At 41.1% G+C, this 23,447-nt stretch carries 24 protein-coding genes; 11 read left to right on the top strand and 13 right to left on the bottom strand.

The annotated features are described in order from the left end of the window. The first annotated feature begins 3 nt into the window (after positions 1-3). The 8 genes from H7U04_RS03550 to serS all read left to right on the top strand — a co-directional run bounded on the left by H7U04_RS03550 (position 4) and on the right by serS (position 7,141). Entirely contained in the window at positions 4-804 is an 801-nt protein-coding gene (locus tag H7U04_RS03550) for a PTS mannose/fructose/sorbose transporter subunit IIC (protein ID WP_002886606.1), read from the top strand. A 15-nt stretch (positions 805-819) separates the two neighbouring features. Then, positions 820-1,734, top strand: coding sequence for a PTS system mannose/fructose/sorbose family transporter subunit IID (locus tag H7U04_RS03555; protein ID WP_002889984.1), 915 nt, complete (start codon positions 820-822; stop codon positions 1,732-1,734). A 12-nt stretch (positions 1,735-1,746) separates the two neighbouring features. Next, positions 1,747-2,133, top strand: coding sequence for a DUF956 family protein (locus H7U04_RS03560; RefSeq protein ID WP_110980905.1), 387 nt, complete (start codon positions 1,747-1,749; stop codon positions 2,131-2,133). Positions 2,134-2,399: 266 nt separating this feature from the next. Beyond that, positions 2,400-3,392: a PTS sugar transporter subunit IIB gene (locus H7U04_RS03565; RefSeq protein WP_110980906.1), complete on the top strand. Its 993-nt coding sequence runs from the start codon at positions 2,400-2,402 to the stop codon at positions 3,390-3,392. 67 nt (positions 3,393-3,459) lie between these two features. Beyond that, positions 3,460-4,275, top strand: a complete 816-nt coding sequence (locus H7U04_RS03570; protein ID WP_060933518.1) for a PTS mannose/fructose/sorbose transporter subunit IIC — start codon at positions 3,460-3,462, stop codon at positions 4,273-4,275. A 14-nt stretch (positions 4,276-4,289) separates the two neighbouring features. Beyond that, complete coding sequence (locus tag H7U04_RS03575; protein ID WP_002883717.1) at positions 4,290-5,201, top strand: PTS system mannose/fructose/sorbose family transporter subunit IID; 912 nt, start codon at positions 4,290-4,292, stop codon at positions 5,199-5,201. A gap of 78 nt (positions 5,202-5,279) precedes the next feature. Continuing rightward, complete coding sequence (locus H7U04_RS03580) at positions 5,280-5,654, top strand: DUF956 family protein (protein WP_002883765.1); 375 nt, start codon at positions 5,280-5,282, stop codon at positions 5,652-5,654. 209 nt (positions 5,655-5,863) lie between these two features. Continuing rightward, complete coding sequence (gene serS, locus H7U04_RS03585; protein ID WP_073686616.1) at positions 5,864-7,141, top strand: serine--tRNA ligase; 1,278 nt, start codon at positions 5,864-5,866, stop codon at positions 7,139-7,141. Positions 7,142-7,175: 34 nt separating this feature from the next. Here the strand turns inward: serS and H7U04_RS03590 are convergent, their stop codons facing one another. The 8 genes from H7U04_RS03590 to H7U04_RS03625 form a co-directional block, all read right to left on the bottom strand. Next, complete coding sequence (locus H7U04_RS03590; RefSeq protein ID WP_201059309.1) at positions 7,176-7,805, bottom strand: ribonuclease P; 630 nt, start codon at positions 7,803-7,805, stop codon at positions 7,176-7,178. A gap of 63 nt (positions 7,806-7,868) precedes the next feature. After that, a complete protein-coding gene (der, locus tag H7U04_RS03595) occupies positions 7,869-9,179 on the bottom strand; it encodes a ribosome biogenesis GTPase Der (protein WP_037597430.1) in 1,311 nt (436 codons plus the stop codon). Positions 9,180-9,284: 105 nt separating this feature from the next. After that, positions 9,285-10,187: a primosomal protein DnaI gene (gene dnaI / locus H7U04_RS03600; RefSeq protein WP_110980908.1), complete on the bottom strand. Its 903-nt coding sequence runs from the start codon at positions 10,185-10,187 to the stop codon at positions 9,285-9,287. Between the two features lie 3 nt (positions 10,188-10,190). Next, entirely contained in the window at positions 10,191-11,366 is a 1,176-nt protein-coding gene (locus H7U04_RS03605; protein ID WP_110980909.1) for a DnaD domain protein, read from the bottom strand. After that, positions 11,363-11,842 (bottom strand): transcriptional regulator NrdR, encoded by a 480-nt coding sequence (gene nrdR, locus H7U04_RS03610; protein ID WP_002883820.1) that lies wholly within the window; start codon positions 11,840-11,842, stop codon positions 11,363-11,365. The genes H7U04_RS03605 and nrdR overlap by 4 nt, the downstream gene beginning before the upstream one ends. Before the next feature lie 121 nt (positions 11,843-11,963). Then, positions 11,964-13,493, bottom strand: coding sequence for a HAMP domain-containing histidine kinase (locus H7U04_RS03615; protein WP_002889963.1), 1,530 nt, complete (start codon positions 13,491-13,493; stop codon positions 11,964-11,966). After that, positions 13,490-14,179 carry a response regulator transcription factor gene (locus H7U04_RS03620; RefSeq protein ID WP_002883757.1) on the bottom strand — a complete coding sequence of 230 codons (690 nt, stop codon included), beginning with the start codon at positions 14,177-14,179 and terminating at the stop codon, positions 13,490-13,492. Before H7U04_RS03620 ends, H7U04_RS03615 begins: the two co-directional genes overlap by 4 nt. A 155-nt stretch (positions 14,180-14,334) precedes the next feature. Further along, positions 14,335-14,871: a DUF177 domain-containing protein gene (locus H7U04_RS03625; RefSeq protein WP_110980911.1), complete on the bottom strand. Its 537-nt coding sequence runs from the start codon at positions 14,869-14,871 to the stop codon at positions 14,335-14,337. 298 nt (positions 14,872-15,169) lie between these two features. Here H7U04_RS03625 and rsmG point away from each other — a divergent pair, with 298 nt between their 5' ends. The 3 genes from rsmG (at position 15,170) to H7U04_RS03640 (ending at position 18,027) form a co-directional block, all read left to right on the top strand. Further along, the gene (gene rsmG / locus H7U04_RS03630; RefSeq protein ID WP_110980912.1) at positions 15,170-15,883 is read left to right on the top strand and encodes a 16S rRNA (guanine(527)-N(7))-methyltransferase RsmG; all 714 of its coding nucleotides are present in this window, start codon (positions 15,170-15,172) and stop codon (positions 15,881-15,883) included. Positions 15,884-15,951: 68 nt separating this feature from the next. Continuing rightward, positions 15,952-17,316, top strand: a complete 1,365-nt coding sequence (locus tag H7U04_RS03635) for a TrkH family potassium uptake protein (RefSeq protein ID WP_107372530.1) — start codon at positions 15,952-15,954, stop codon at positions 17,314-17,316. A 39-nt stretch (positions 17,317-17,355) separates the two neighbouring features. Then, positions 17,356-18,027, top strand: coding sequence for a potassium channel family protein (locus H7U04_RS03640; protein ID WP_073949300.1), 672 nt, complete (start codon positions 17,356-17,358; stop codon positions 18,025-18,027). A gap of 87 nt (positions 18,028-18,114) precedes the next feature. Here H7U04_RS03640 and H7U04_RS03645 read toward each other — a convergent pair whose 3' ends face one another. The 5 genes from H7U04_RS03645 to sstT form a co-directional block, all read right to left on the bottom strand. Beyond that, positions 18,115-18,945 carry an energy-coupling factor transporter transmembrane component T family protein gene (locus H7U04_RS03645; protein ID WP_073688680.1) on the bottom strand — a complete coding sequence of 277 codons (831 nt, stop codon included), beginning with the start codon at positions 18,943-18,945 and terminating at the stop codon, positions 18,115-18,117. Further along, positions 18,938-20,614: an ABC transporter ATP-binding protein gene (locus H7U04_RS03650; RefSeq protein ID WP_073688681.1), complete on the bottom strand. Its 1,677-nt coding sequence runs from the start codon at positions 20,612-20,614 to the stop codon at positions 18,938-18,940. Before H7U04_RS03650 ends, H7U04_RS03645 begins: the two co-directional genes overlap by 8 nt. Positions 20,615-20,679: 65 nt before the next feature. Next, the gene (locus tag H7U04_RS03655; protein ID WP_002889953.1) at positions 20,680-21,225 is read right to left on the bottom strand and encodes an ECF-type riboflavin transporter substrate-binding protein; all 546 of its coding nucleotides are present in this window, start codon (positions 21,223-21,225) and stop codon (positions 20,680-20,682) included. 9 nt (positions 21,226-21,234) lie between these two features. Beyond that, positions 21,235-22,083: an S-adenosyl-l-methionine hydroxide adenosyltransferase family protein gene (locus H7U04_RS03660; RefSeq protein WP_060972170.1), complete on the bottom strand. Its 849-nt coding sequence runs from the start codon at positions 22,081-22,083 to the stop codon at positions 21,235-21,237. Between the two features lie 150 nt (positions 22,084-22,233). Next, positions 22,234-23,442 (bottom strand): serine/threonine transporter SstT, encoded by a 1,209-nt coding sequence (gene sstT, locus H7U04_RS03665; protein ID WP_201059311.1) that lies wholly within the window; start codon positions 23,440-23,442, stop codon positions 22,234-22,236. Between the last annotated feature and the right edge of the window lie 5 nt (positions 23,443-23,447).

The raw sequence follows: 23,447 nt of genomic DNA on the forward strand, positions 1-23,447 counted from the left end.
TAAATGAGTTTAGTACAAATTATTTTAGTCGTAATTGTTGCTTTCATCATCGGTTGTAGCTCAGTTAACGACCAAATCGAAACATACCAGCCAGTTGTGGCTTGTTCCCTTATCGGTCTTGTTACTGGTCATCTCGAACTCGGCGTAATGTTGGGTGGTAGCTTACAGTTGATTACTATGGGATGGGCTAACGTTGGTGCTGCCATGGCACCAGATGCCTCACTTGCCGCTGTTGCTTCTACAATTATCCTTATCTTGGGTGGTCAAGGAACTAAAGGAATTGGTCCTGCCATCGCCCTTGCGGTGCCTTTGGCTGTTGCCGGTCTTGCCTTGACAATGGTTGTCCGTACAGCAACTGTCTTCATCGCTCATATTATGGATAGCCGTGCAGAAGCTGCTGATATCGCTGGTGTTGAAAGATGGCACTTTATCGGTATGGCCCTTCAAGGTCTCCGTGTTGCTATCCCTGCCCTCCTCTTGCTCTTGATTCCTGCACACCTCGTACAATCTGGTCTTGAAGCTATGCCTGAATGGTTAAAATCAGGTATGACAATCGGTGGTGGTATGGTTGTAGCCGTTGGTTATGCCATGGTTATCAACATGATGTCTAGTCGCGAAGTTTGGCCATTCTTCTTCCTTGGTTTTGCTTTGGCTGCCCTTAAAGAGTTGACCTTGATTAGTTTGGGTATCATCGGTCTCTGTCTTGCCGTTATGTACCTTGCACTTGAAGCTAGTGGTTCAAATGGTTCTTCAAATGATGGAGGATCAGGTGATCCCCTCGGTGAAATTCTGGAAGACTTTTAATTAGGAGGAAAGAAAATGGCTGATTCAAAAATTAAATTAACAAAAGCAGATCGTTTCAAAGCTTTCTTGCGCTCATACTTCCTTTTAGCTTCATTCAACTATGAACGTATGCAAAATGGTGGTGTGGCCTACACCCTTATTCCTGCAATCAAAAAACTTTATCAAACTAAAGAAGAACGTGCTGCTGCCCTTAAGCGTCACTTGGAATTCTTTAATACACAACCTTTCATGGCTAACCCAATCTTTGGGGTTACGCTTGCCTTGGAAGAAGAACGTGCCAACGGTGCTGAGATCGATGATGCGGCTATCTCAGGGGTTAAGGTCGGTATGATGGGACCTCTTGCAGGTGCCGGTGACCCTCTCTTCTGGTTTACCCTTCGTCCAATCTTCCTTTCACTAGGAGCAGGTTTGGCTGTTTCAGGTAACGTCCTAGGCCCAATCGTCTTCTTCGTTCTCTGGAACGTCATGGTTGCCGCCGTTAAATGGTATACTCAAGAATTCGGTTACCGTGCTGGTACTGCGATTACAGACGACTTGTCAGGTAACCTTCTTCAACAAGTAACTCGTGGCGCATCAATGATGGGGATGTTCGTTATCGGTTCTCTTATCCAACGTTGGGTAAGCATTACCTTCACACCAGTTGTCTCTGTTGTTAAACAACAAGAAGGTGCTTATATCGATTGGGATAAACTTCCAAAAGGTATTGCCGGTGTTAAAGCAGCCTTCCTAGAACAAGCTGCTGGTAAATCACTCGAAGCCAACAAGGTAACAACATTGCAAGATAACTTGAACCAATTGATTCCTGGTCTTGCTGCCCTTGGTTTGACTTTCCTCTGTATGTACCTTCTTAAGAGAAAAGTTTCTCCAATCGTTATCATCTTGGGTATCTTTGTTCTAGCTATTGTGCTCCACATTATTGGTGTACTCTAATCGGAGCAAGGTATGGTTAAATCGCTCAATACCGAAATGGCTCACACAACTAAGGGAACTTGGTTTCGTGAAGGGCCTATTTACGGAAATATTATGGTCGGTGATAAGGCCTTCGAATTTTACAACGATACGAAGTTACAAGATTACGTTCAAATTCCTTGGGATGAAGTCACTTATGTGATTGCCGATGTCTACTTCGGTGGTAAGTTCATCCCACGTTTTGAAATCCGTACTAAGCAAAATGGACGTTTCCGTTTTGCCAGTCGAAAAAGCCGAATAACTTTGAAAGAAATTCAAAAAAGAATTCCTCGAGAAAGTTTAAGAAAAGCACCTAGCTTTATCTCTGTCCTCAAACAAGGATTTAAAAATCTTTTCCGACTCATTGTCAAGAAGAAATAATCTCCGAATATTATAAAAAGATTGTTCGATCTAATGGTTGGGCAATCTTTTTATAATATTTTGCTCATTTTTGAAAGAAATTGACTTCTTTTGAAATTTTATCTCACTAGCTATTGACATTTACTTGAAAGCGTTTTACAATATAATTGTTCTTGATTTCTTATGTTTAAAAAGATTGAGAGACGCTTTTTTTTAGCGTCTTGATAAAAATCGGAGATAGTCTTTTTAAGCCTAGGAAAAAATAATTTATAAGGAGGAGAACACGAATGGGTATCGGTATTATTATTGCCAGCCATGGTAAGTTCGCTGAAGGAATCCACCAATCAGGCTCTATGATTTTTGGAGACCAAGAGAAAGTTCAAGTCGTAACTTTCATGCCAAGTGAAGGTCCTGATGACTTGTACGCTCACTTCAACGACGCCATTGCACAATTCGATGCTGATGATGAAATTCTTGTTTTGGCTGACCTTTGGTCTGGTTCACCATTTAACCAAGCTAGCCGAATTGCTGGAGAAAATCCAGGTCGCAAGATTGCTATCATCACAGGACTTAACTTGCCAATGCTAATCCAAGCATACACTGAACGTATGATGGATGCTAACGCTACTGCAGAGCAAGTTGCTGCTAATATCATCAAGGAAGCTAAGGGTGGTATCAAGGCGCTTCCAGAGGAGCTCAATCCAGCTGAGGAAACAACAGCAGCTCCTGTAGAAGCCGCTGCACCTCAAGGAGCTATCCCAGAAGGGACAGTTATCGGAGATGGTAAACTCAAGATTAACTTGGCACGTTTGGACACACGTCTCTTGCATGGTCAGGTAGCAACTAACTGGACACCTGCTTCTAAAGCAGATCGTATCATTGTTGCTTCAGACGATGTTGCTAAAGATGAGCTTCGTAAAGAATTGATCAAACAAGCAGCACCAAATGGGGTTAAAGCAAACGTTGTTCCAATTCAAAAATTGATTGATGCTTCTAAGGACCCTCGCTTTGGTAACACACACGCGCTTATCTTGTTCGAAACTGTTCAAGACGCACTTCGTGCTATCGAAGGTGGCGTGCCAATCAAAGAACTTAACGTTGGTTCTATGGCTCACTCAACTGGTAAAACAATGGTTAACAACGTTTTGTCTATGGACAAAGACGATGTTGCTTGCTTCGAAAAATTGCGTGACCTTGGCGTTGAATTCGACGTCCGTAAGGTACCAAATGATTCTAAGAAAGATTTGTTCGACCTTATCAAAAAAGCTAACGTTCAATAACCTTCATTCGGATAAATTAGTTGATAATCTCAGCTAATCACAACTCAATAGAAAAGGAATTATTACCATGTCAGATATGTCAATTATTTCTGCAATTTTGGTCGTAGTTGTTGCCTTCCTTGCTGGTCTTGAAGGTATCCTTGACCAATTCCAATTCCACCAACCACTTGTTGCATGTACCCTCATCGGTGCTGCTACAGGTAACCTCACTGCAGGTATCATGCTTGGTGGTTCTCTTCAAATGATTGCCCTTGCTTGGGCTAATATCGGTGCCGCTGTCGCTCCTGACGCTGCCCTTGCCTCTGTTGCTGCTGCCATTATTTTGGTTAAAGGTGGTAACTTCACAACTGAAGGTATCGGTGTTGCGACTGCAACAGCTATCCCACTTGCGGTTGCCGGTCTCTTCCTAACTATGCTTGTTCGTACAGCCTCTGTTGCCCTTGTTCATGCCGCAGATAAAGCTGCAGAAAACGGAAACATCGCTGGTGTTGAACGTGCACACTACCTCGCCCTCCTTCTTCAAGGTTTGCGTATCGCTGTGCCAGCTGCCCTTCTTCTTGCTATCCCAGCACAATCTGTTCAACATGCCCTTGGATTGATGCCTGACTGGCTCAACCACGGTATGGTTGTCGGTGGTGGTATGGTCGTAGCCGTTGGTTACGCCATGGTTATCAACATGATGGCAACTCGTGAAGTTTGGCCATTCTTCGCCATCGGTTTTGCTTTTGCTGCTATTAGCCAATTGACACTTATCGCTCTTGGTGCTATCGGTGTCGCTATTGCCTTCATCTACCTCAACCTTTCTAAACAAGGTGGCGGAAATGGTGGCGGAACTTCAACTGGTTCAGGCGACCCAATCGGCGATATCTTGGAAGACTACTAGGAAGGGGTGCTCTCATGGCTGAAAAAATTCAATTATCTCAAGCGGATCGTAAAAAGGTTTGGTGGCGCTCACAATTCTTGCAAGGTTCATGGAACTATGAACGTATGCAAAACTTGGGTTGGGCTTACTCACTCATTCCTGCTATCAAAAAACTCTACACTAACAAAGAAGACCAAGCCGCAGCTCTTAAACGTCACTTGGAATTCTTCAATACCCACCCTTACGTAGCTGCTCCTATCATGGGTGTTACCTTGGCTCTTGAAGAAGAAAAAGCTAACGGTACTGACATCGAAGATGCTGCTATCCAAGGGGTTAAAATCGGTATGATGGGACCTCTTGCCGGTATCGGTGACCCTGTTTTCTGGTTCACAGTTCGTCCTATCCTTGGTGCCCTTGGTGCATCATTGGCACAAGCTGGTAACATCGCTGGTCCACTTATCTTCTTCATCGGTTGGAACCTTATCCGTATGGCCTTCTTGTGGTATACTCAAGAACTTGGTTACAAAGCAGGTTCAGAAATCACTAAAGACATGTCTGGTGGTATCTTGAAAGATATTACTAAAGGGGCATCAATCCTTGGTATGTTCATCTTGGCTGTCCTTGTTGAACGTTGGGTATCTATCGTCTTCACTGTAAACCTTCCAGGTAAAGTTTTGTCTAAAGGTGCCTATATCGAATGGCCTAAAGGCAATGTTAGCGGTGACCAACTTAAGACTATCCTCGGCCAAGTTAATGACAAACTTAGCTTCGATAAGATTCAAGTTGATACCCTCCAAAAACAATTGGATTCATTGATTCCAGGTTTGATGGGACTTCTCCTTACTTTTGCATGTATGTGGTTGCTTAAGAAGAAAGTTTCACCAATCACAATCATCATCGGACTCTTTGTAGTTGGTATTGTTGCAAGCTTCTTCGGAATCATGTAAAAAGAGTAAGAGTTTAGCAAAGCTGAACTCTTTTCTTATGCTATAATAAAGGTACTACAATCAAAAAGCGAGATAGATATGGCACAATCACTAAACAAAACAGTTGAATTGCATACAACAGGCGTTTCCTACATGGCTATCGGAGGGAAAGTCGGTAAATTTCTAATCGGAGATGTGGCTCTTGAATTCTACCCAGATGTCAATGTCGAGCAATACATTCAAATTCCATGGACTAGCATCACACAAATCGGTGCAAATGTCTCAGGAAAGAGAATTAGCCGCCACTTTGAAGTGTTAACAGACAAGAGCAAATTCCTCTTTGCCTCTAAAGATTCAGGAAAGATTCTAAAGATTGCTAGGGAACACCTTGGCAATGAAAAAGTCGTCAAGCTACCAACTCTCATTCAAACTATTGGGGCTCGACTCAAAGGTTTATTTGCCAAAAAATCATAATTTTTGTATAATATAACAGACGGATAAGTACTAGCTAGACCCTTACAGAAAGCCTGCGGTTGCTGCGAGCAGGTAGGGTTGACCTACGAAATTCTACCGTTTCTAATAATTAAAAACATAAACAAGTGCACTCCTGTGAAGTTGGATGGAACCGTGGCCTATGTCACTCCAACACTTTCACTGGAGTGTTTTACTTTTTGGAGGAACTTATGTTAGATGTAAAACGTATTCGTAACGACTTCGATGCCCTTGCCGAAAAATTGGCTACACGTGGTGTCGCTGCTGAAACTTTAAATGAACTCAAAGAGCTTGATGTTAAACGTCGCGAACTTCTTATCAAATCTGAAGAACTCAAAGCTCAACGTAACATTGCTTCAGATGGTATCGCTCAAGCTAAGCGTAACAAAGAAGATGCTTCCGAACAAATCGCAGCAATGCAAAAAGTCTCTGCAGAAATTAAGGAGATTGATGCCGAACTTGCTGCTATCGATGAAAAGCTTAATGCCATCGTTGTGACACTTCCAAACACACCAAATGACTCTGTTCCTGTAGGCGCTGACGAAGATGAAAACGTAGAAGTTCGTCGTTGGGGAACACCTCGTGACTTTGATTTTGAAGTTAAAGCACACTGGGATCTTGGGGAAGACCTTGGTATCCTAGATTGGGAACGTGGTGCTAAAGTCACTGGTTCTCGTTTCCTTTTCTACAAAGGCCTTGGAGCAAAATTGGAACGTGCAATCTACAACTTCATGTTGGATGAGCACGCTAAAGAAGGTTACACTGAGATGATCACACCTTACATGGTTAACCACGACTCAATGTTCGGTACTGGTCAATATCCAAAATTCAAGGAAGATACTTTCGAGCTTGACGGTACTGACTACGTCCTTATCCCAACAGCTGAAGTTCCTTTGACAAACTACTACCGCGGTGAAATCCTTGACGGTAAAGAATTGCCAATCTACTTCACAGCTATGAGCCCTTCATTCCGTTCAGAAGCTGGTTCAGCTGGTCGTGATACACGTGGTTTGATTCGTCTTCACCAATTCCACAAGGTTGAAATGGTCAAATTCTCAAAACCTGAGGACTCATATGATGAGTTGGAAAAAATGGTAGTTAACGCTGAAAACATCCTTCAAAAACTTAACTTGCCATACCGTGTCATCACTTTGTGTACTGGCGATATGGGATTCTCAGCTGCGAAAACTTACGACTTGGAAGTTTGGATTCCAGCACAAAACACTTACCGCGAAATTTCTTCATGTTCAAACACAGAAGATTTCCAAGCCCGTCGTGCACAAATCCGTTACCGTGACGAAGCTGATGGTAAGGTAAAACTTCTTCACACTCTTAACGGTTCAGGACTTGCTGTTGGACGTACAGTAGCCGCTATCCTTGAAAACTACCAAAACGAAGATGGTTCAGTAACTATCCCTGAAGTTCTTCGTCCTTACATGGGTGGTGCTGAAGTGATTGCACCAAAATAACAAGGAAAATCTCCAGAAAGAACCTGGAGATTTTTTAGTTTTTATTAGCTTTCTCGTAATAGGCTTTCAACTTATCAAATCCATTAGCAAGCTCTTCTACTAACTCTTCCATAGTTTTACTAGTAGTCACTACCACATCATACTTAACCAATACCTTGCGGATACGACCATCTCTAACTGCTGCTTTAAGCATCTGACGATTCTCTTCAGTTCCTTCTACACGATGACTGACACCATCTTCCTGGGCAAAATAGTATAGAGAGGGGGCAATCGGTAAGTCTAGGACCTTATGTTGCTTAGCTAGAGTGGTGTCTGATTTTTTCCGTTCGACAAAGCTAACCTCAACTGAAATCCCCCATTTTTCAGGCTGACCATAAAGGCGAATCGCCATGGCAACATCGTCTAAACTGTCCTCAGGGGCCCTATAATAGCACCAAAAGTGTGGGCGACATATTTGTGCCTGATTGGCCCAATTACTGACACGATCCACCTTAAAGGGTGCCAAACGCTCCTCTAAAACTTTTGACAAAGTCTGCATTTCCTTACGAGCTGCTTGACCAAGTGCCTTGAGCATTTCCATCTCTTCTTGATGCGGACCCGCTTTTTCAGGTTTGATATACTTAACCCCTTGTTTAGATAAATAAGCTTTAATATTTTCTAACATCATTTCTCCTTACAATGACAAAAGACCAACCCTTAAAGATTCTATTCTGGTTGGTCTCTTTTTTTATTTACGTTTACGAGCAATCAAGTGGATTGGTGTTCCTTCAAAACCGAAAGCCTGACGAATTTGATTTTCCAAGAAACGCATGTATGAGAAGTGCATAAGCTCTTCTTCATTGACAAAGATAACAAATGTTGGTGGTTTAACCGAAACTTGTGTGCCGTAGAAAATCTTAAGACGTTTTCCTTTATCTGTTGGTGTTGGGTTGATGGCAATGGCATCCATAATAACATCATTCAAGACAGCCGATGAAATACGACGGTTTTGACTCTCACTGATGCGTTTAATCATCTCTGGCAACTTGTTAAGACGTTGTTTAGTTTCAGCCGATACAAAGATAATTGGTGCATAGCTCAAAAATTGGAACTGCTCACGGATATCCGCTTCCCAATTGGCAACAGTATGGTTGTCCTTCTTAATCGTATCCCATTTGTTAACTACGATGATAATCCCTTTACCAGCTTCATGGGCAAAACCAGCAATACGCTTGTCATACTCACGGATACCTTCTTCGGCATTGATAACCATAAGGACAACATCAGAACGGTCAATAGCACGCATAGAACGCATGACAGAGTATTTCTCTGTATTTTCATAAACCTTACCAGATTTACGCATACCAGCGGTGTCAATCATGGTATACTCTTGACCTTCACTGTCCACAAAGTTTGTATCAATGGCATCGCGAGTCGTACCAGCAATTGGGCTAGCAATTACACGGTCCTCCCCCAAAATGGCGTTAATCAAACTTGATTTTCCGACGTTTGGACGTCCAATCAAACTGAAACGGATGATATCTGGATTTTCTTCTTCAACTTCTGTTGGGAGATTTTCAACGATAGCGTCGAGAACATCCCCTGTACCGATACCGTGAACAGATGAAACTGGATAGGGATCACCAAGACCAAGAGAATAGAAATCATAGATATCTGCACGCATCTCAGGGTTATCCACTTTATTTACCGCCAAGATAACTGGCTTGTTGGTCTTATAAAGAATACGGGCAACGTACTCGTCCGCATCTGTCACGCCTTCCTTACCTGAAACGACAAAGACAATAACATCAGCTTCAGTCATGGCGATGTCGGCTTGGTGCTTAATTTGTTCCATAAATGGTGCATCAACATCATCGATACCACCAGTATCAATCAAGCTAAACTGGCGATTAAGCCATTCAGCAGAGGTATAAATACGGTCACGTGTTACCCCTTCAACGTCTTCGACGATAGAGATACGTTCACCCGCAATTCGATTAAATAGGGTTGATTTCCCAACATTTGGGCGACCCACGATAGCAACTGTAGGTAATGTCATATGTTTAAGTCCCTGATTAAAATAGGGATTCCTTTCTTCATTTAGCAGTCTCACTTCCACCAAAGGAAGCAAACTCTCTTATTCTTTATCATTATTAGATTCAACTTAGCGGCGATTAACACCCTTCAAGTGAATCTCTTTGGCAAGAAAACGAATACGCTCCATCACACGTTTGGCCTGCCAAGTCTCGTCTCCTTGACGTCCATTGGATAGCTTAGCTTCTAAATCCGCAAAACTATAGTTAGACGTAAAGAAAGTAGGCAGCTCTTCAATCATACGATGCTGGAGGATGACTTGCAAAACATCATCCCTAATCCAAGAAGAGAATTGCTCTGCACCAATATCATCTAGAACCAAAACTTCTGCTTGTTTGACAGCGTCTATTTGTTCCTTAACAGAACCATCCTTAATTCCATTTTTAACATCAATGGTAAAAGATGGGTAATGAATAATGGTCGTCGTAACCTTCTTGGTTTCGGAAAGTTCATGAGCCATAGCAGCCAACATGAAGGATTTTCCAACCCCCATGTCCCCGTAGATGTAGAGGCCTTTCTGGTCTGGACTAGGGTAATTCGCCACAAAATCCACGAGACTCTCAAAGGTATCCACACGCGCCACATCATCTAGAGCAATATCCGCAAAGGTAATCTTACGATAAGACTGAGGCAGACTCACCAAATTAATCCGTTTAGCGATAGCCTGTTGTTCCTGTTGCTCTTTGAGCTGACGCGTCTCCTTATAGGTCACATCAGCGTAGCCTTCATTCATGGTCAGAATCGGCTCATACCCTTTAGCAATATAGGAGGCATCACCTTCTTTGACCTTACGGCATTCCACCAGGAATTGATTAAACTTAGGAAGACTACGTTTGATTTCATCCTGGCTTAGGCTATGCTCTTGAATAAAGCTAGCCACTCTTGTATCTGCCAAAATTTGCTTCGTTAAATCTGTTGCATTGCCAGACCCATGATGCCCTGTTCGGTTTAGGGTTTGTCCAACTCTTTCCATAGGCTACTCCTTTCCTTTTTCTAGTTTTGCCAAAGCCCGACGTCTAATTTCATCCAATTTAGCCTGATCAGCCTGACTGGTTTGATTATCATAATCTGGATTACTCCAGCTCGGCACATTTGTTTTCTTCTTAGAATCAGCTTTTGCTTGTTGTGATTTCTTGTTGTAACCACTACGCAAAGCTAAAAGCCCTTGTTCGGCAGTGAGGATATTCTTAAAGTCAAAGTCGTTAGCAAGTTTAGAGATATACTCTCGATTCACATTCGTTGAACGTGTCCGTCCCAAACTGTAGGCAACCATGAGGTTAATGACCTCATCCATAAAGCCTCTTTGTGCCAAATCTGTGAGAATCTTCTTCTCAGAATTAGTCACAGCACCACCAGGACCCTTGGCACTTTGTAGATAATCTATAGGTTTTTCAGACCTAACCGCTTTAAGAATTTTTTTCTCCGTCTCCGTCAAAGCAGAGTCACCACCCAATTTTTGAGCTTGTGCCTGCTCTAATTGCACCTGCATACGCTTGACAATAATCTGGTAGTTGACGGCTGTCTTTTTAGCTAAGAGATAGGTATCATACCAATTCATGCCATGAGTCTCAGACAATTTATATATTTCTGGCACATCTGTCTTTTCATCTGTAAATACAAGCCCATCAGCCTGCATACGATTCCTAAAACCAGTTAAATCAAATGAATTTTTAGGCTTGATTTCAGACACAGACTTTTGAGCCAAACGCTCATCGGTAAAGACATCCGAAAAACGTTTAGATAAATCTTGCAATCCTTGGAGACCTGCCGGTTTCAAAGCGTCTACTGCTGGTTCACTAATCTTTTGCTCGAGAAGTGAACTATAAACGGCATGTTTTAGAAACTGCTCAATTGTTAAGGGAGACTTAAGCTCTATCACATAAAACCCTTGAGGTGACTGGTAAAAGGCCAAGAGATCTACTGCTGTCAGAACCGCCAGTGCTTCTTGAAGGGGCTGCATTCCAAAGTTAAGGTGATTCAGAATAGCCGCAAACTTATGGCGGCGATTACCATTGTCATAAAAAGCCACGAAATACTGGTAGAGAGCGTATCCCTCACTCCCAATAATGGGATAATAGCAACGCATTAAACTTGCCTGATCGGGAACGATAACCTGATTACCAACATAGACAAATTCTTCAATAGGTCTCATTTTTTAGACTCTTTTTTCGCACGTACAGTCTTGGTGATTTCTTGAAGCAACTCTTCAATCTCATCAACATCTTTGAAAGAACGGTAGACACTGGCAAAACGCACATAAGTAATTTCATCAAGGTCAGCGAGTTCTTTCATCACTAAATTCCCAATGACATCACTATCAACCTCCCCATCATGATTACGGCGAATGTTTTGCTCAATACGGGTGATGGCATTTTCGATATCCTCACTAGAAACCGGACGCTTCTGAGCACTCATCAAGATACCATTGAAAATCTTATCGCGAGAGAATTGTTCACGAGTACCGTCTTTTTTGACAACCAAAAGTGGAACTTCTTCCACACGCTCAAAAGTTGTAAAACGAGCATGACAAGAATCACACTCACGACGACGACGAATGGTATTCCCATCCTCTGCCTGACGGCTATCGATAACACTAGATTTATTATGTTGACATTTTGGACAACGCATGCACTTCACCACCAATCTCTGAAATTCGGTACTCTATTTTACCATAAAAACACAAAAAAAGCACGCTCTAAACGAGGCGTGCTCACGACCAAGAATCACTCTAAGACTCTTATAAATTGATTTAAAGCTCAAGTTGAGGTGTCGTCGTTTCTCCATCCGCAAACGGAATGTAAAGGTCGAAACGTGTTCCAACACCAAGTTCAGAACTAACATCGATACGGCAGCGATAAGCTTCCACAATTTGGTAAAGGATTGACAAACCAATACCAACACCAGATTGTGTTGTCGTACGATTACGTGCCTTGTCTGAACGATAGAAGCGTTCAAAGATATGCTCAATATCTTCTTTAGAAATCCCTTCACCATTATCTTGTACTTGTACCAACATTTCATCTTCCAGAGCCTTAATTGTAACCTGGATTTCCTTGTTAACAGGAGAATACTTGACCGCATTATCAATCAAAATAGTAATCGCCTGTTCAAAGTGTTGGCTGTAAATCTGTGCTGGACGCTCTGAGCTCTCAAAATCATTGAGATAGAATTGGTAATCTTCATGCAAGACACGGAAGTTACCAATAACCGTACGGATTGAAGAATTCAAATCACACGTATCATTTCTATGATTTTCAAATGATCCTTTGACACGGATAGAATCCAACATATCATTAATCATAATCGTCATACGGTTGGCCTCATGACTTGCAGCCTCAAGACTCTCCTCAAGAATCTCAGGGTCATTTTTACCCCAACGTTGCAAGAGGTCCATATGGCCCTTGATAACCGCAATCGGCGTACGTAATTCATGACTGACGTCACTCAAGAAACGCATCTGCATCTGATTATTTTCTTGGATTTTATCCATCATACGGTTAAAGTTAACCGCCAAATCACCAATTTCATCGTGACTTTCAATCTTAGAACGAAGTTCCAAATCACTTGGCGAATCGGTGATAACTCCCATCGTTTCGTGCAACTGTCTCATCGGACGAAGAATAGATGTCAAGACAACCACAGTTGCTGCGATAACTAGGACCGTCATCCCCACTTCTAGGAAAATCAATAAGAAAATCAAACGCTCTTTCAGAGCATAGTAGAATTCCAAATCATGGAAAATCTGGGCATAACCAACGATGGTCTTTTTATCCTTACCGTAAATTGGAACTTGCAGTAAGAAACCACGCTTTCCTTTATAGGACACTGACTTCAGTTTGTTTACTTCAGACATGCCTGGAGGAGAGTCTGTGTTTTCCTCAGAAGTAAAGATAAACGTTCCCTTTTTGTCATAAACAAAAACAGATTGGTTAGAAAATAATTTATTAGAAATTGCAACTTGACCATCCAAAGAGTGCTTTTCAGAAAGCACACCATTAATGATTGATGCATAGATATTTTTAGGCGAATAAAGGGCCGCTAAAAGCGGTTCTGGACTCAACTCTTCATCAGAATCCCAGTCCTTTTCGATATAAGTAACAACTTTCGAAATTGTATTATTTACATTTTGACGTTCACGTTGCAAAAGAAGCGTATTGGCCGAGAAAACAACAACTAGAGTGAACATCGACAATACAAGAAAGAAGACCACAGCAGTTGTCATGGTCAACTTTTTTCTAATGGTTACTTTACCAAATAATTTATCTTGTAATTTACTCATTTTTCACGGATAACGTAACCCATTCCTCGCACTGTTTGAATGTATGATTCCTTACCTGGAACATCGATTTTTCCACGCAAGTAACGAATATAAACATCTACAACGTTTGTTTCGATTGCATCATCATATTTCCAAACTTGAAGCAAGAGTTCCTCACGGGTCATCACTTGGTTCATATTGCTCAAAAGTGTGTTCAACAAATCAAACTCACGTTTTGTCAATGGAATTGCTTCATCACCACGAACAACTGTACGGTTTTGAACATCCAATTTCAAATCACGATAAGTTGACGCTTTAGCTGGTGCATTCTTAGCAGCTTCGATATCTTGGCGACGGAAGGTTGCACGAATACGTGCCAATAGTTCTTCAATCGCAAAAGGTTTTACAATATAGTCATCAGCACCACGGTCCAAACCAGCAACAATGTCCATGATTGAATCGCGGGCTGTCATCATCATAATATAAGTATCTTTTTCTTGTTGGAGACGACGTGTTACTTCAAAACCGTCCATCTCAGGCAACATAAGGTCCAAGAGAATAAGATCGAAATCTTTCTCGAGTGCCATTTCAAGTCCTTCACGTCCGTTGTCTGCTGTCACAACGTCGTATCCTTCGTGTTGAAGTTCAAGAGAGACAAAACGAGCAAGGTTTTTCTCATCTTCAACAATCAAAATGCGTTTGCTCATAATAAGTATTTACCACTTTCTTAAAATTTTTTGACTTCTATTTCCCTTAAAAAGTCTGTAGATTTACCCTATAAATAAATCCGAAAATTAACTTCTAATGATATAATAATACAGATTTTTAAAATTGTCAAACATTTTTAGTTTATTTTTTTGAATTAATTTTCGTCAAATAGACCGTTCAATTGGGCAAAGGGATTACTTGCCTCTTTTTTCTCCTGTTGAAGTGCGGCAAAATCCTCTTCTGACAAGACATCCCAGTCATTACCTGAGAGCGAAATTTGTCCTGATTCTTCCTCAGGTGTTAATACTCTCAAAGGAATATTAAGAAGAATATTATCTAGAATACTCTCATCAAGATTAATGGTATCCCCATCCAAGATAAGAACTAGATTTTCTTCGACTAATTCCTTTTGAAGAGCTGCATCTGCCTCTTGTATAAAGGTTTCTGAAACTGGATAGTTAAAGCTAAGTGTCACAGGTTCAAGTGAACGGCTAGATGGCAAGGTAATATCATAGCTAAGTTGATAGTCCAAAAGGTACAAGCCATTATCATAGGCTACCTGACCACTTGCTTGAATCTGTTCAAGATTTAAAACTTGATCATAGCGTTCTTTAATAGACTCCAACAAAGAAGGTGCTTCGGTAAAGGCGAGCCCCTCTGGAGACTTTCTAACTTCTGAAAGATAAATCATTCTTAATCCTCAAATTAAATTTCCCCATAGGGATCTATTTTCAATCCACAAGACCATAATCCCCTACATTCACTTTTCATTAGAGAGCATGATTATGATTTTAGACTTAATTAGTATTATATCAAATTTTTAAGAAAAAATAACACCTTTAATATTACATATTTCTTAAACTTAGAACTTTTTTCACAGCTAATGAGAAACTTACTCGGACCCAGTTTTCATCTGTCCTATAGAGTTAGATGAAAGCTCTTAATTATGGTAAAATAAGAGCATTGAAACTAGATAAAAGGAATATATAATGACACCTGAAGATTTTTACAAGGCTTTGAAAGAACTGGGGTTCAATCTCAGCCAAAAACAAAAAGACCAATTCCAACGCTACTTTGAGCTTTTGGTAGAATGGAACGAAAAGATCAACCTTACTGCAATCACAGAAAGAGACGAGGTCTACCTCAAACATTTCTACGATTCCCTAGCTCCTGTGCTTCAAGGGCATATTAAAAATCAAAGTATTCGACTTCTGGATATCGGAGCTGGAGCTGGATTTCCAAGTCTCCCTATGAAAATCCTTTGCCCTGAGCTTGATGTGACTATCATCGACTCTCTTAATAAACGCATCAATTTCCTCAATTTCTTGGCTGATGAACTTGAGCTCAGCGGTGTTCACTTCTATCATGGACGTGCAGAGGATTTTGGACAAGACAAGGCCTTCCGTGCTCAGTTTGATATTGTTACTGCCCGTGCCGTCGCACGCATGCAGGTTCTCTCAGAATTGACCATTCCTTTCTTGAAGGTTGGTGGACAACTTATTGCACTTAAAGCTGCAGCAGCTGATGAAGAGTTAGCCGATGCTAAAAATGCCTTGAACTTGCTTTTTGCCAAGCCTATTCTCAACGAGAACTACAGACTGCCAAATGGGGATGGACGTAATGTCACTATTGTCGATAAGAAAAAAGAAACCCCAAATAAGTACCCCCGTCGTGCTGGAATTCCTAACAAGAAGCCACTATAACGTTTATCCAAGGAGGTGTCTTACTCCTTGGATTATTATTTACTCTTATGATAACTCGGAGGTTTTCATTGATTAATCGTCTTTCTGTTACGCAAAAGCTTGTGCTCAGCTTTGTCTTTGTCATTATAGTGGGGAGTATTTTACTTAGCCTTCCCATAAGCCACTATGCTAATAGTCCAGAAACAAGCTACCTGGATCATCTCTTCAATACTGTGTCAATGGTCTGTGTAACTGGACTTTCTGTTGTCCCGGTCAGTAAGGCTTACAATGGTCTCGGTCAAATTTTCTCTATGCTTCTCATGCAGACGGGAGGACTTGGGCTCGTCTCTCTTATAGCCTTTAGCACCTATACCCTGAAAAATAAATTAGGACTGAGTGATCAAGATCTCCTTCAATCCGCACTTAGCAGGGATAACCAAAAAGATTTGAAAGCTTATCTTTTTAAGGTCTATAAAATTACTTTTTCTATTGAAGCTTTGGCAGCACTTGTGATTATGACTGATTTCGTTCCTCGTTTTGGACTTGGTCACGGCATTTTTAATAGTCTCTTTCTAGCTGTCTCTGCCTTTTGTAATGCTGGATTTGACAACTTAGGTTCTAACAGTTTACAGGATTATGCAACCAATCCAACCATTAACCTTGCTGTAGCTTTTCTCATTATGTCTGGAAGTTTGGGATTTGCAGTTTGGATTGATTTGATTCAACTATTGCGACGTTATATTAAAGATCGTCCAAGGAATTGGAAATTAGCTTGTAGACCTTTCAGCAATCAAAGCCGTCTTGTTCTTATAAGTACAGGCTGTCTCCTCTTAGGAGGAACACTACTTGCTTGGTTACTGGAAATGGATAACTCTAAGACAATCGGTACTCTCAATGTCTGGCAACAACTTCTGGTAAGTTTCTTTCAGACTGTAACCATGCGTACCGCTGGCTTTGCAACTATTTCCTATACCAATGTCGATTTCTCCACAAATCTTCTTTTTATGATTCAAATGATTATTGGGGGTGGTCCTGGAGGAACTGCGGGTGGTATCAAGGTGACAACTGCCACTATCATGTTCCTGCTTTTTAAGTCAGAGCTATCTGGTAACTCGAGCGTTGTTTTTCGAAATCGTATTATATCTAATAAGACTGTTTTGCAAGCATTCACAGTTATCCTCTTTTTCCTAACAATGCTCTTTGTCGGCTATGTTATTTTGCTGGAGACTAATCCCACACTATCGCCCCTAGGCCTACTTTTTGAGAGTGTGTCAGCCATTGCTACCGTTGGTGTTTCAATGGATTTGACCCCTAATCTAAATACTCTAGGACGACTCGTTATCATGTCTCTGATGTTCATTGGCCGTGTTGGACCTATCACTGTTCTCTTGAGCTTGATGACCAAAAAAGAAAAGCATGTCTCTTATGCCCCAACTGATATTTCAGTTGGCTAAACAATTTTATTCATTGACAACATTCTGAAAGGATTTTATATGAAAACACAAATTATTGGGGTCCTCGGTTTGGGAATCTTTGGACAAACCATTGCAACCGAACTCTCCTCTTTTGGACAAGACGTTATTGCCTTAGATAATAACTCTACAACAATTGATTCCCTTGCTGATCAGGTGACTAAGGCCGCTGTTGGTGACATTACTGACATTGACTTTCTACGTTCTGCTGGTATTGATACTTGCGATACGGTCATTATTGCAACTGGAGAACACTTAGAATCTTCTGCACTGGCGCTCCTGCAATGTAAAAAGCTTGGCATTACAAATATTATCGCCAAAGCTATGAATAACAATTATGAGGAAGTCCTTTACGGAATGGGGGCCAACTGGGTCATCACTCCTGAGCGTAGCACAGCAAAAGAATTGGCTTCAAATATCCTCCGTTATAACATTTCAAATGTTTTTCATTTAGAGGACGACGTGGCTTTAATTGAACTTAAAATTCCAAAGGAATGGGCTGGAAAGTCTTTGCATACATTAAATCTAAGACAAAATTATAACGTCAACGTTATTGGTTTTAGAGATGAGCAAAATGGCAAGTTAAACACTCACTTTGACCCAAGTAAGAAACTACCTGACGAAGGAATCATCCTAGTTGTCGCCGACAATCGGACACTAGAAAAATTTGATTATTTAGGCTATTTGAAATAACAAAAAACGTTCCAATCTCGTTCATCTGGACAAGACGGGAACATTTTTTATTATACTTAATGGCAGATTCTCTCTATGCTAAGAGCATTAGCCCCATGGATTATAAAAACGACTATGATTGAAGAAGATTAATCCAATACTAATCCCCAATATAAGGATAGCTGATAGGATGACAAGGTAATCTTGTTTCATCAAAGATTTATGCACATACCATGTACGTTTTTTGTAGCGACCAAATCGTCGTAACTCCATGGCTGTCGATATGGTATCAATTCGTTCTAGAGATGAAAAAATTAGTGGAAGAACAATTTGGAGATTCCCGCGAATGCGTTTGACCAATCCCGCCTTTTGCGACAAATCCAAACCACGAGCCTCCTGAGCCTTACGAATCGTAAAGAATTCTTCTTGAACATCTGGAATATAACGCAAGGTTAAACTCACGGAATAGGCAAATTTATAAGGAACCCCAATTTGATTTAGGCTAGCCGCAAACTGACTCGGATGAGTGGTCATAAGAAAAAGAATGGCAAGAGGGACCGTTGAAAAATACTTGAGCAATAGATTTGCAAGGTAAAAAAGCTCCTGACTGGTTAGATAGAAACGCCCCCAGCCTTCAATAATAACTGTCTTAGCCCCATAAATTTCTTCACCATAGCCAGGTGCGAAAAGGTAGACCATAAGTAAATTAAAGAGAGCAATCGATCCAATAATCTTAACAACGAAAGAAATATCTCGCCAACGAATCTTGGCCAAATAAAAGAGATAAATAGAAAGTAAGCCTACTGCTAGAATAAAACGTGGGTCATAGGTTGCCATACAAGCAACTGAAACCAAGATAAAGAAAAGCATCTTACTTGCCCCAGACAAATCATAGAGGAAACCTTGACCTGACTGATAACCAATTAAACGATTAGACATTAGGGCCTCCTTTTTCGATATAATACTGGGTTACTTCTACTGGATCACTTGACAATTTCTGACCCAATGTATAAAGAGATGTCTGCTTGAGATTGGCTGACTCAAGTAAATCCTTCTGATTAAGAATTGTAACAGGATTATCGTCTGCAATGATTTTCCCCTCAACCACAACGAGACAACGATCACTATATTCCAACATGAGCTGCATGTCATGGGTAATCATCACAATGGTATGGCCTTGCTTCTGAAGACTGTCCAAGAAATTCATGATATCCGTGTAAGTCTTGTAATCTTGACCAGCTGTTGGCTCATCCAAGATAATGATTTCAGGTTTCAAGACCAAGATCGACGCAATGGTCACACGCTTTTTCTGACCAAAGGAAAGCGCAGAAATAGGCCATTTACGAAAACTATAGAGGCCACAAGTCTTCAGGACCTCATGAACACGCTCTTCAACCTCAGTTTCTTCAATCCCTCGCAAGCGTAAACCTAGAGCCACTTCATCAAAAATCATAGTTTGGCTAATCATCTGATTAGGGTTTTGCAAAACAAAGCCTATACGCTCTGAACGCTCGGCGATGCTATCCTGACTGATATCCTGACCCTTGTAAGTTAATTTCCCTTGACTAGGAACAAAACCGCATAGAGCTTTGGCAAGCGTCGACTTTCCAGCTCCATTTTTACCGACAATCGCTAGTCGCTCACCTTTTTTCAAGCTAAAAGACATATCCTCTATAATCGCTGGATTATCCCCATAGGAAACGCTAAGCCCCTCAACCTTCAAAATAGAATCACTTGAACTGTCTCTTTTATCTTTCAAAACTCTATCTGGCAGAACAAGGTCAGATAAGTCTAAAGCATCCAATTGACTAAGATTTTGTGCATCTCTTGTGTCAAATCCCAACTGACGTAAAACCGTCACATATAGAGGTTCGCGAATCCCATTTTCCAGTAAGAGAGCACTTGATAAAAGCTCATCTGGGCTACCGTTAAAGAGGAGGGTGCCATCATTGACCAGTAAAATCCGGTCAACAGGACGATAAAGAACATCTTCTAGGCGATGCTCAATAATAATTGTTGTAGCTCCCTCCTCTTTGTGGATTTTATCAATGAGGTCAATGGTTTCCTGTCCTGATTTAGGATCTAAATTTGCTAGAGGCTCATCAAATAAAAGAATAGGACTCTCATCAATCAAGACTCCAGCCAAACTAACTCGTTGTTTTTGGCCACCTGATAAGTCTTGAGGGCGGTGATTCAAAAGAGAAGTCAAGTCTAGACGTTCAGCCCAGAGAGCTACCTTATCCTTCATCTCACTTTGATTAGCACAATCATTTTCCAAGGCAAAAGCCAAATCCTCGGCTACTGTTAAGCCAATAAACTGACCATCTGGATCTTGCAATACCGTAGATACTAACTGTGACTTATCATAGATAGATTGCTTGAAAATATTCTGTCCAGCTATCCTTACCTGGCCTTGTGCCTGGCCTTTATGGATATTAGGTATGATACCATTGAGACACTGAGCCAGGGTCGACTTTCCGCTACCAGAAGGGCCTAAAATGAGCACTTTCTCGCCTTTGACAATATCAAAGCTGATATCTTTAAGCGTCGCTTCTGCTTGCGCATCATATTGAAATGTAAACTGATTAAAACTAATGTATTTATCCATGTTTCTACTAAAAAAGAGAGGAGGTATCAAAGCAAACTGACAGTCCCACTCTCCTATGATTCATGCTAGTCTTTGGTAAGACTACCAGATTGTGTACGTGAGCCAGCATAGATTGCAAGAAGGAGGGTTCCTCCGATTGCAATTGTAATAAAGTTAGCTACGCCAGCTACAAAACTTTGTGCATAAAGATATGACCAGGCTTGTGCGAATTGGAGTCTATCACCAATAGGAGTAACGATACCATAGGCAATAAGGAGGGCCAATGCTTGTGCTAGGTTAAACCAAATCATACTCATCAAAGAAAACTTGCCAGTTGTCACATCATATTTTTTGTTGAATAGACCAATTACAAGACCTGTAATGGCACTTGCAAACACCCAAGCCCATGAGATATTTCCGTATTGAATACCATCTTTAAGCGCATGCCCAATAAAGCCCATAAAGAAACCTGTAATAGGCCCAAAAATCACTGAGAATAGGGCTTGAACAGCATACTGAAGTTGGATGCTGGTATTCCCAAAAATAGGAATATTAACAAACATACCAATGATAATAAAGAGTGCTGCACCAATACCTGTCGCAACTACTGTACGAATTGAATTATTTTTCATAATCTTACTTTAATCTCCTAAATGTTTGATTTCAATGTGCCAGTTAGACCCTACACCAACATTATAAGCCTTAGCAAAAGACCCTTGGTTAATGGCTAAGCCAACACGATAGAGGGAATTGATATAAATAATTGGCTGACCGATACGAACATCCGCAAAAGATTTCCCATAGGTAACTTGATTTTGGTAGACCAACATATCATTGTTAAAGATGGTCACCTCGAATCGATCACCAAAGTTTGGTTCCAAGGCATAAAAGTCATCACGTGTGATAGAGGTCCAAAGAGAGCCGAAACGGACGTCCAAAATATCAATTGCACCACGAACCAAATTATCCTCTATGATGGTTTCAACCACTGGAAGCTCTAGAATTTTGTCCACAGGTAACTCAGGACCTACTTCTTCAAAACTGATATGACCAGAAGCTAATTTGGCACCTGTATAGGCATAAACATCACGACCATGGAAGGTATAAGACAGCTCCGTATTACTACGACGATTCTCAACTTCTGAAATTTCACGGACAGCAACGATACCGACATCCTTCTTGATATAAGAAAGTGTTCCGTTATCTGGTGTGACGATATATTGCCCCGTCTTTGTTAAGGCAACCACACTTTTACGTGATGAGCCTACACCCGGATCAACTACCGAAACAAAGGTTGTTCCCTTTGGCCAGTACTCGACAGTCTGAAACAGACGATAGGAAGCTTCAAAAGTGTTGTAGGGTGTAATATCATGTGTAAGGTGATGAACTCCCAAACTTGGTTCTTCTTGAAGAGCCACACCAATCATGGCCGAAACAGCACCGTCAACCAAACCAAAGTCTGATTGAAGCACCAATAAATTATTAGTCATAAATGTTTCACCTTTTCTCTTTGAACGGTTTATTTTACCATATTTTATGGGCTTTTTAAAGATGATAGATTCTTGAGCTAGCTATAGTCTTTGACTATGTTTTCTCCAAAATCAAAAAGCCAGCCAAATAGGCCGACCTTATACAATTATCTATACTTTCTTCCAACGGCTCTTTTCTGCTACTGCTGTAAAAAGTACGTCTGTTGAAGAGTTAAGGGCTGTTTCACAAGAGTCTTGGATGACACCTACGATAAAGCCAACACCAACAACTTGCATGGCCAAATCATTTGAGATACCAAAGAGGCTACATGCTACTGGCACTAATAGAAGGGATCCTCCAGCAATACCTGAGGCACCACAGGCAGAAATAGCTGAAACCACACTAAGAATGAGTGCTGTCGCAAAATCAACCTGAATTCCCAAAGTCGTTACTGCAGCAAGAGTTAAGACATTGATTGTCACGGCTGCCCCAGCCATATTAATAGTTGACCCCAAAGGAATAGAAACTGAATAGGTATCAGGATTTAAACCAAGATCTTTACAAAGCTGAAGGTTAACAGGAATATTAGCTGCTGACGAGCGAGTAAAGAAGGCTGTAATCCCAGAGTCTTTCAAACAACGGAAAACCAGTGGGAAAGGATTTTTGCCCATCATCACAAAAGCAATGATAGGATTAACAACCAAGGCAACAAAGGCCATTGTTCCCACTAAAACAAGGATTAGGACACCATAATCCGCCAAAACACCAACACCATTCTCAGAAATAGTATTAAAGACAAGACCAAGGATACCAAATGGCGCCAAGTTAATAATCCAACGAACGATTTGTGAAGTCACTTCTGCCAAGGTATGTAGCAAATCTTTCGTGTGAGTGCTAGCTGTTCGCATGGCGAAACCAAAGACAACCGCCCATACTAAAACACCAATGTAGTTGGCTTGACCCAAGGCATTGACAGGGTTATCCACCATCTTAAGCAACAAATCTTTAAAGACTTCTCCCACACCTTGAGGTGCCGTCGCTTTAGTCGCTGCCGCTGCTCCCAACTTCAGAGAAATTGGAAAAATATAGTGAGAAATAACAGCCGTCAATGCTGCCGCAAAGGTCCCAAAGAGATAAAGAACAATAACTGTCTTCATGTTGCTTTGTTGCCCTTCTCGCGTTTGTGAAAGGGCATTGGCAACCAAGGCAAAGACCAAGAGTGGAGCAATTGCCTTCAAGCCACCAACAAACATATCCCCTAAGAGACCAATAACCGTAAACTTAGGAACAAGCAAACCAAGTACAGCACCAATTACCACACCAATGGCAATACGCTTGATTAGACTGGTCCTATTCCAAGTTGAAATAAATCGTTTCATAATTC

The organism is Streptococcus sp. 22.1 (genome assembly GCF_016648645.1).
Taxonomy (GTDB): domain Bacteria; phylum Bacillota; class Bacilli; order Lactobacillales; family Streptococcaceae; genus Streptococcus.

Bases quoted from the DNA above. Each gene is read 5' to 3' on its own strand.
- H7U04_RS03615 (WP_002889963.1), bottom strand. From the start codon at position 13,493: ATGAGTAAATTACAAGATAAATTATTTGGTAAAGTAACCATTAGAAAA.
- H7U04_RS03575 (WP_002883717.1), top strand. From the start codon at position 4,290: ATGGCTGAAAAAATTCAATTATCTCAAGCGGATCGTAAAAAGGTTTGG.
- nrdR (WP_002883820.1), bottom strand. From the start codon at position 11,842: ATGCGTTGTCCAAAATGTCAACATAATAAATCTAGTGTTATCGATAGC.
- serS (WP_073686616.1), top strand. From the start codon at position 5,864: ATGTTAGATGTAAAACGTATTCGTAACGACTTCGATGCCCTTGCCGAA.
- H7U04_RS03590 (WP_201059309.1), bottom strand. From the start codon at position 7,805: ATGTTAGAAAATATTAAAGCTTATTTATCTAAACAAGGGGTTAAGTAT.
- H7U04_RS03580 (WP_002883765.1), top strand. From the start codon at position 5,280: ATGGCACAATCACTAAACAAAACAGTTGAATTGCATACAACAGGCGTT.
- der (WP_037597430.1), bottom strand. From the start codon at position 9,179: ATGACATTACCTACAGTTGCTATCGTGGGTCGCCCAAATGTTGGGAAA.
- H7U04_RS03645 (WP_073688680.1), bottom strand. From the start codon at position 18,945: ATGTCTAATCGTTTAATTGGTTATCAGTCAGGTCAAGGTTTCCTCTAT.
- H7U04_RS03655 (WP_002889953.1), bottom strand. From the start codon at position 21,225: ATGAAAAATAATTCAATTCGTACAGTAGTTGCGACAGGTATTGGTGCA.
- H7U04_RS03660 (WP_060972170.1), bottom strand. From the start codon at position 22,083: ATGACTAATAATTTATTGGTGCTTCAATCAGACTTTGGTTTGGTTGAC.
- H7U04_RS03550 (WP_002886606.1), top strand. From the start codon at position 4: ATGAGTTTAGTACAAATTATTTTAGTCGTAATTGTTGCTTTCATCATC.
- H7U04_RS03555 (WP_002889984.1), top strand. From the start codon at position 820: ATGGCTGATTCAAAAATTAAATTAACAAAAGCAGATCGTTTCAAAGCT.
- H7U04_RS03560 (WP_110980905.1), top strand. From the start codon at position 1,747: ATGGTTAAATCGCTCAATACCGAAATGGCTCACACAACTAAGGGAACT.
- dnaI (WP_110980908.1), bottom strand. From the start codon at position 10,187: ATGGAAAGAGTTGGACAAACCCTAAACCGAACAGGGCATCATGGGTCT.
- H7U04_RS03625 (WP_110980911.1), bottom strand. From the start codon at position 14,871: ATGATTTATCTTTCAGAAGTTAGAAAGTCTCCAGAGGGGCTCGCCTTT.
- H7U04_RS03620 (WP_002883757.1), bottom strand. From the start codon at position 14,179: ATGAGCAAACGCATTTTGATTGTTGAAGATGAGAAAAACCTTGCTCGT.
- rsmG (WP_110980912.1), top strand. From the start codon at position 15,170: ATGACACCTGAAGATTTTTACAAGGCTTTGAAAGAACTGGGGTTCAAT.
- H7U04_RS03640 (WP_073949300.1), top strand. From the start codon at position 17,356: ATGAAAACACAAATTATTGGGGTCCTCGGTTTGGGAATCTTTGGACAA.
- H7U04_RS03570 (WP_060933518.1), top strand. From the start codon at position 3,460: ATGTCAGATATGTCAATTATTTCTGCAATTTTGGTCGTAGTTGTTGCC.
- H7U04_RS03565 (WP_110980906.1), top strand. From the start codon at position 2,400: ATGGGTATCGGTATTATTATTGCCAGCCATGGTAAGTTCGCTGAAGGA.
- H7U04_RS03650 (WP_073688681.1), bottom strand. From the start codon at position 20,614: ATGGATAAATACATTAGTTTTAATCAGTTTACATTTCAATATGATGCG.
- H7U04_RS03605 (WP_110980909.1), bottom strand. From the start codon at position 11,366: ATGAGACCTATTGAAGAATTTGTCTATGTTGGTAATCAGGTTATCGTT.
- sstT (WP_201059311.1), bottom strand. From the start codon at position 23,442: ATGAAACGATTTATTTCAACTTGGAATAGGACCAGTCTAATCAAGCGT.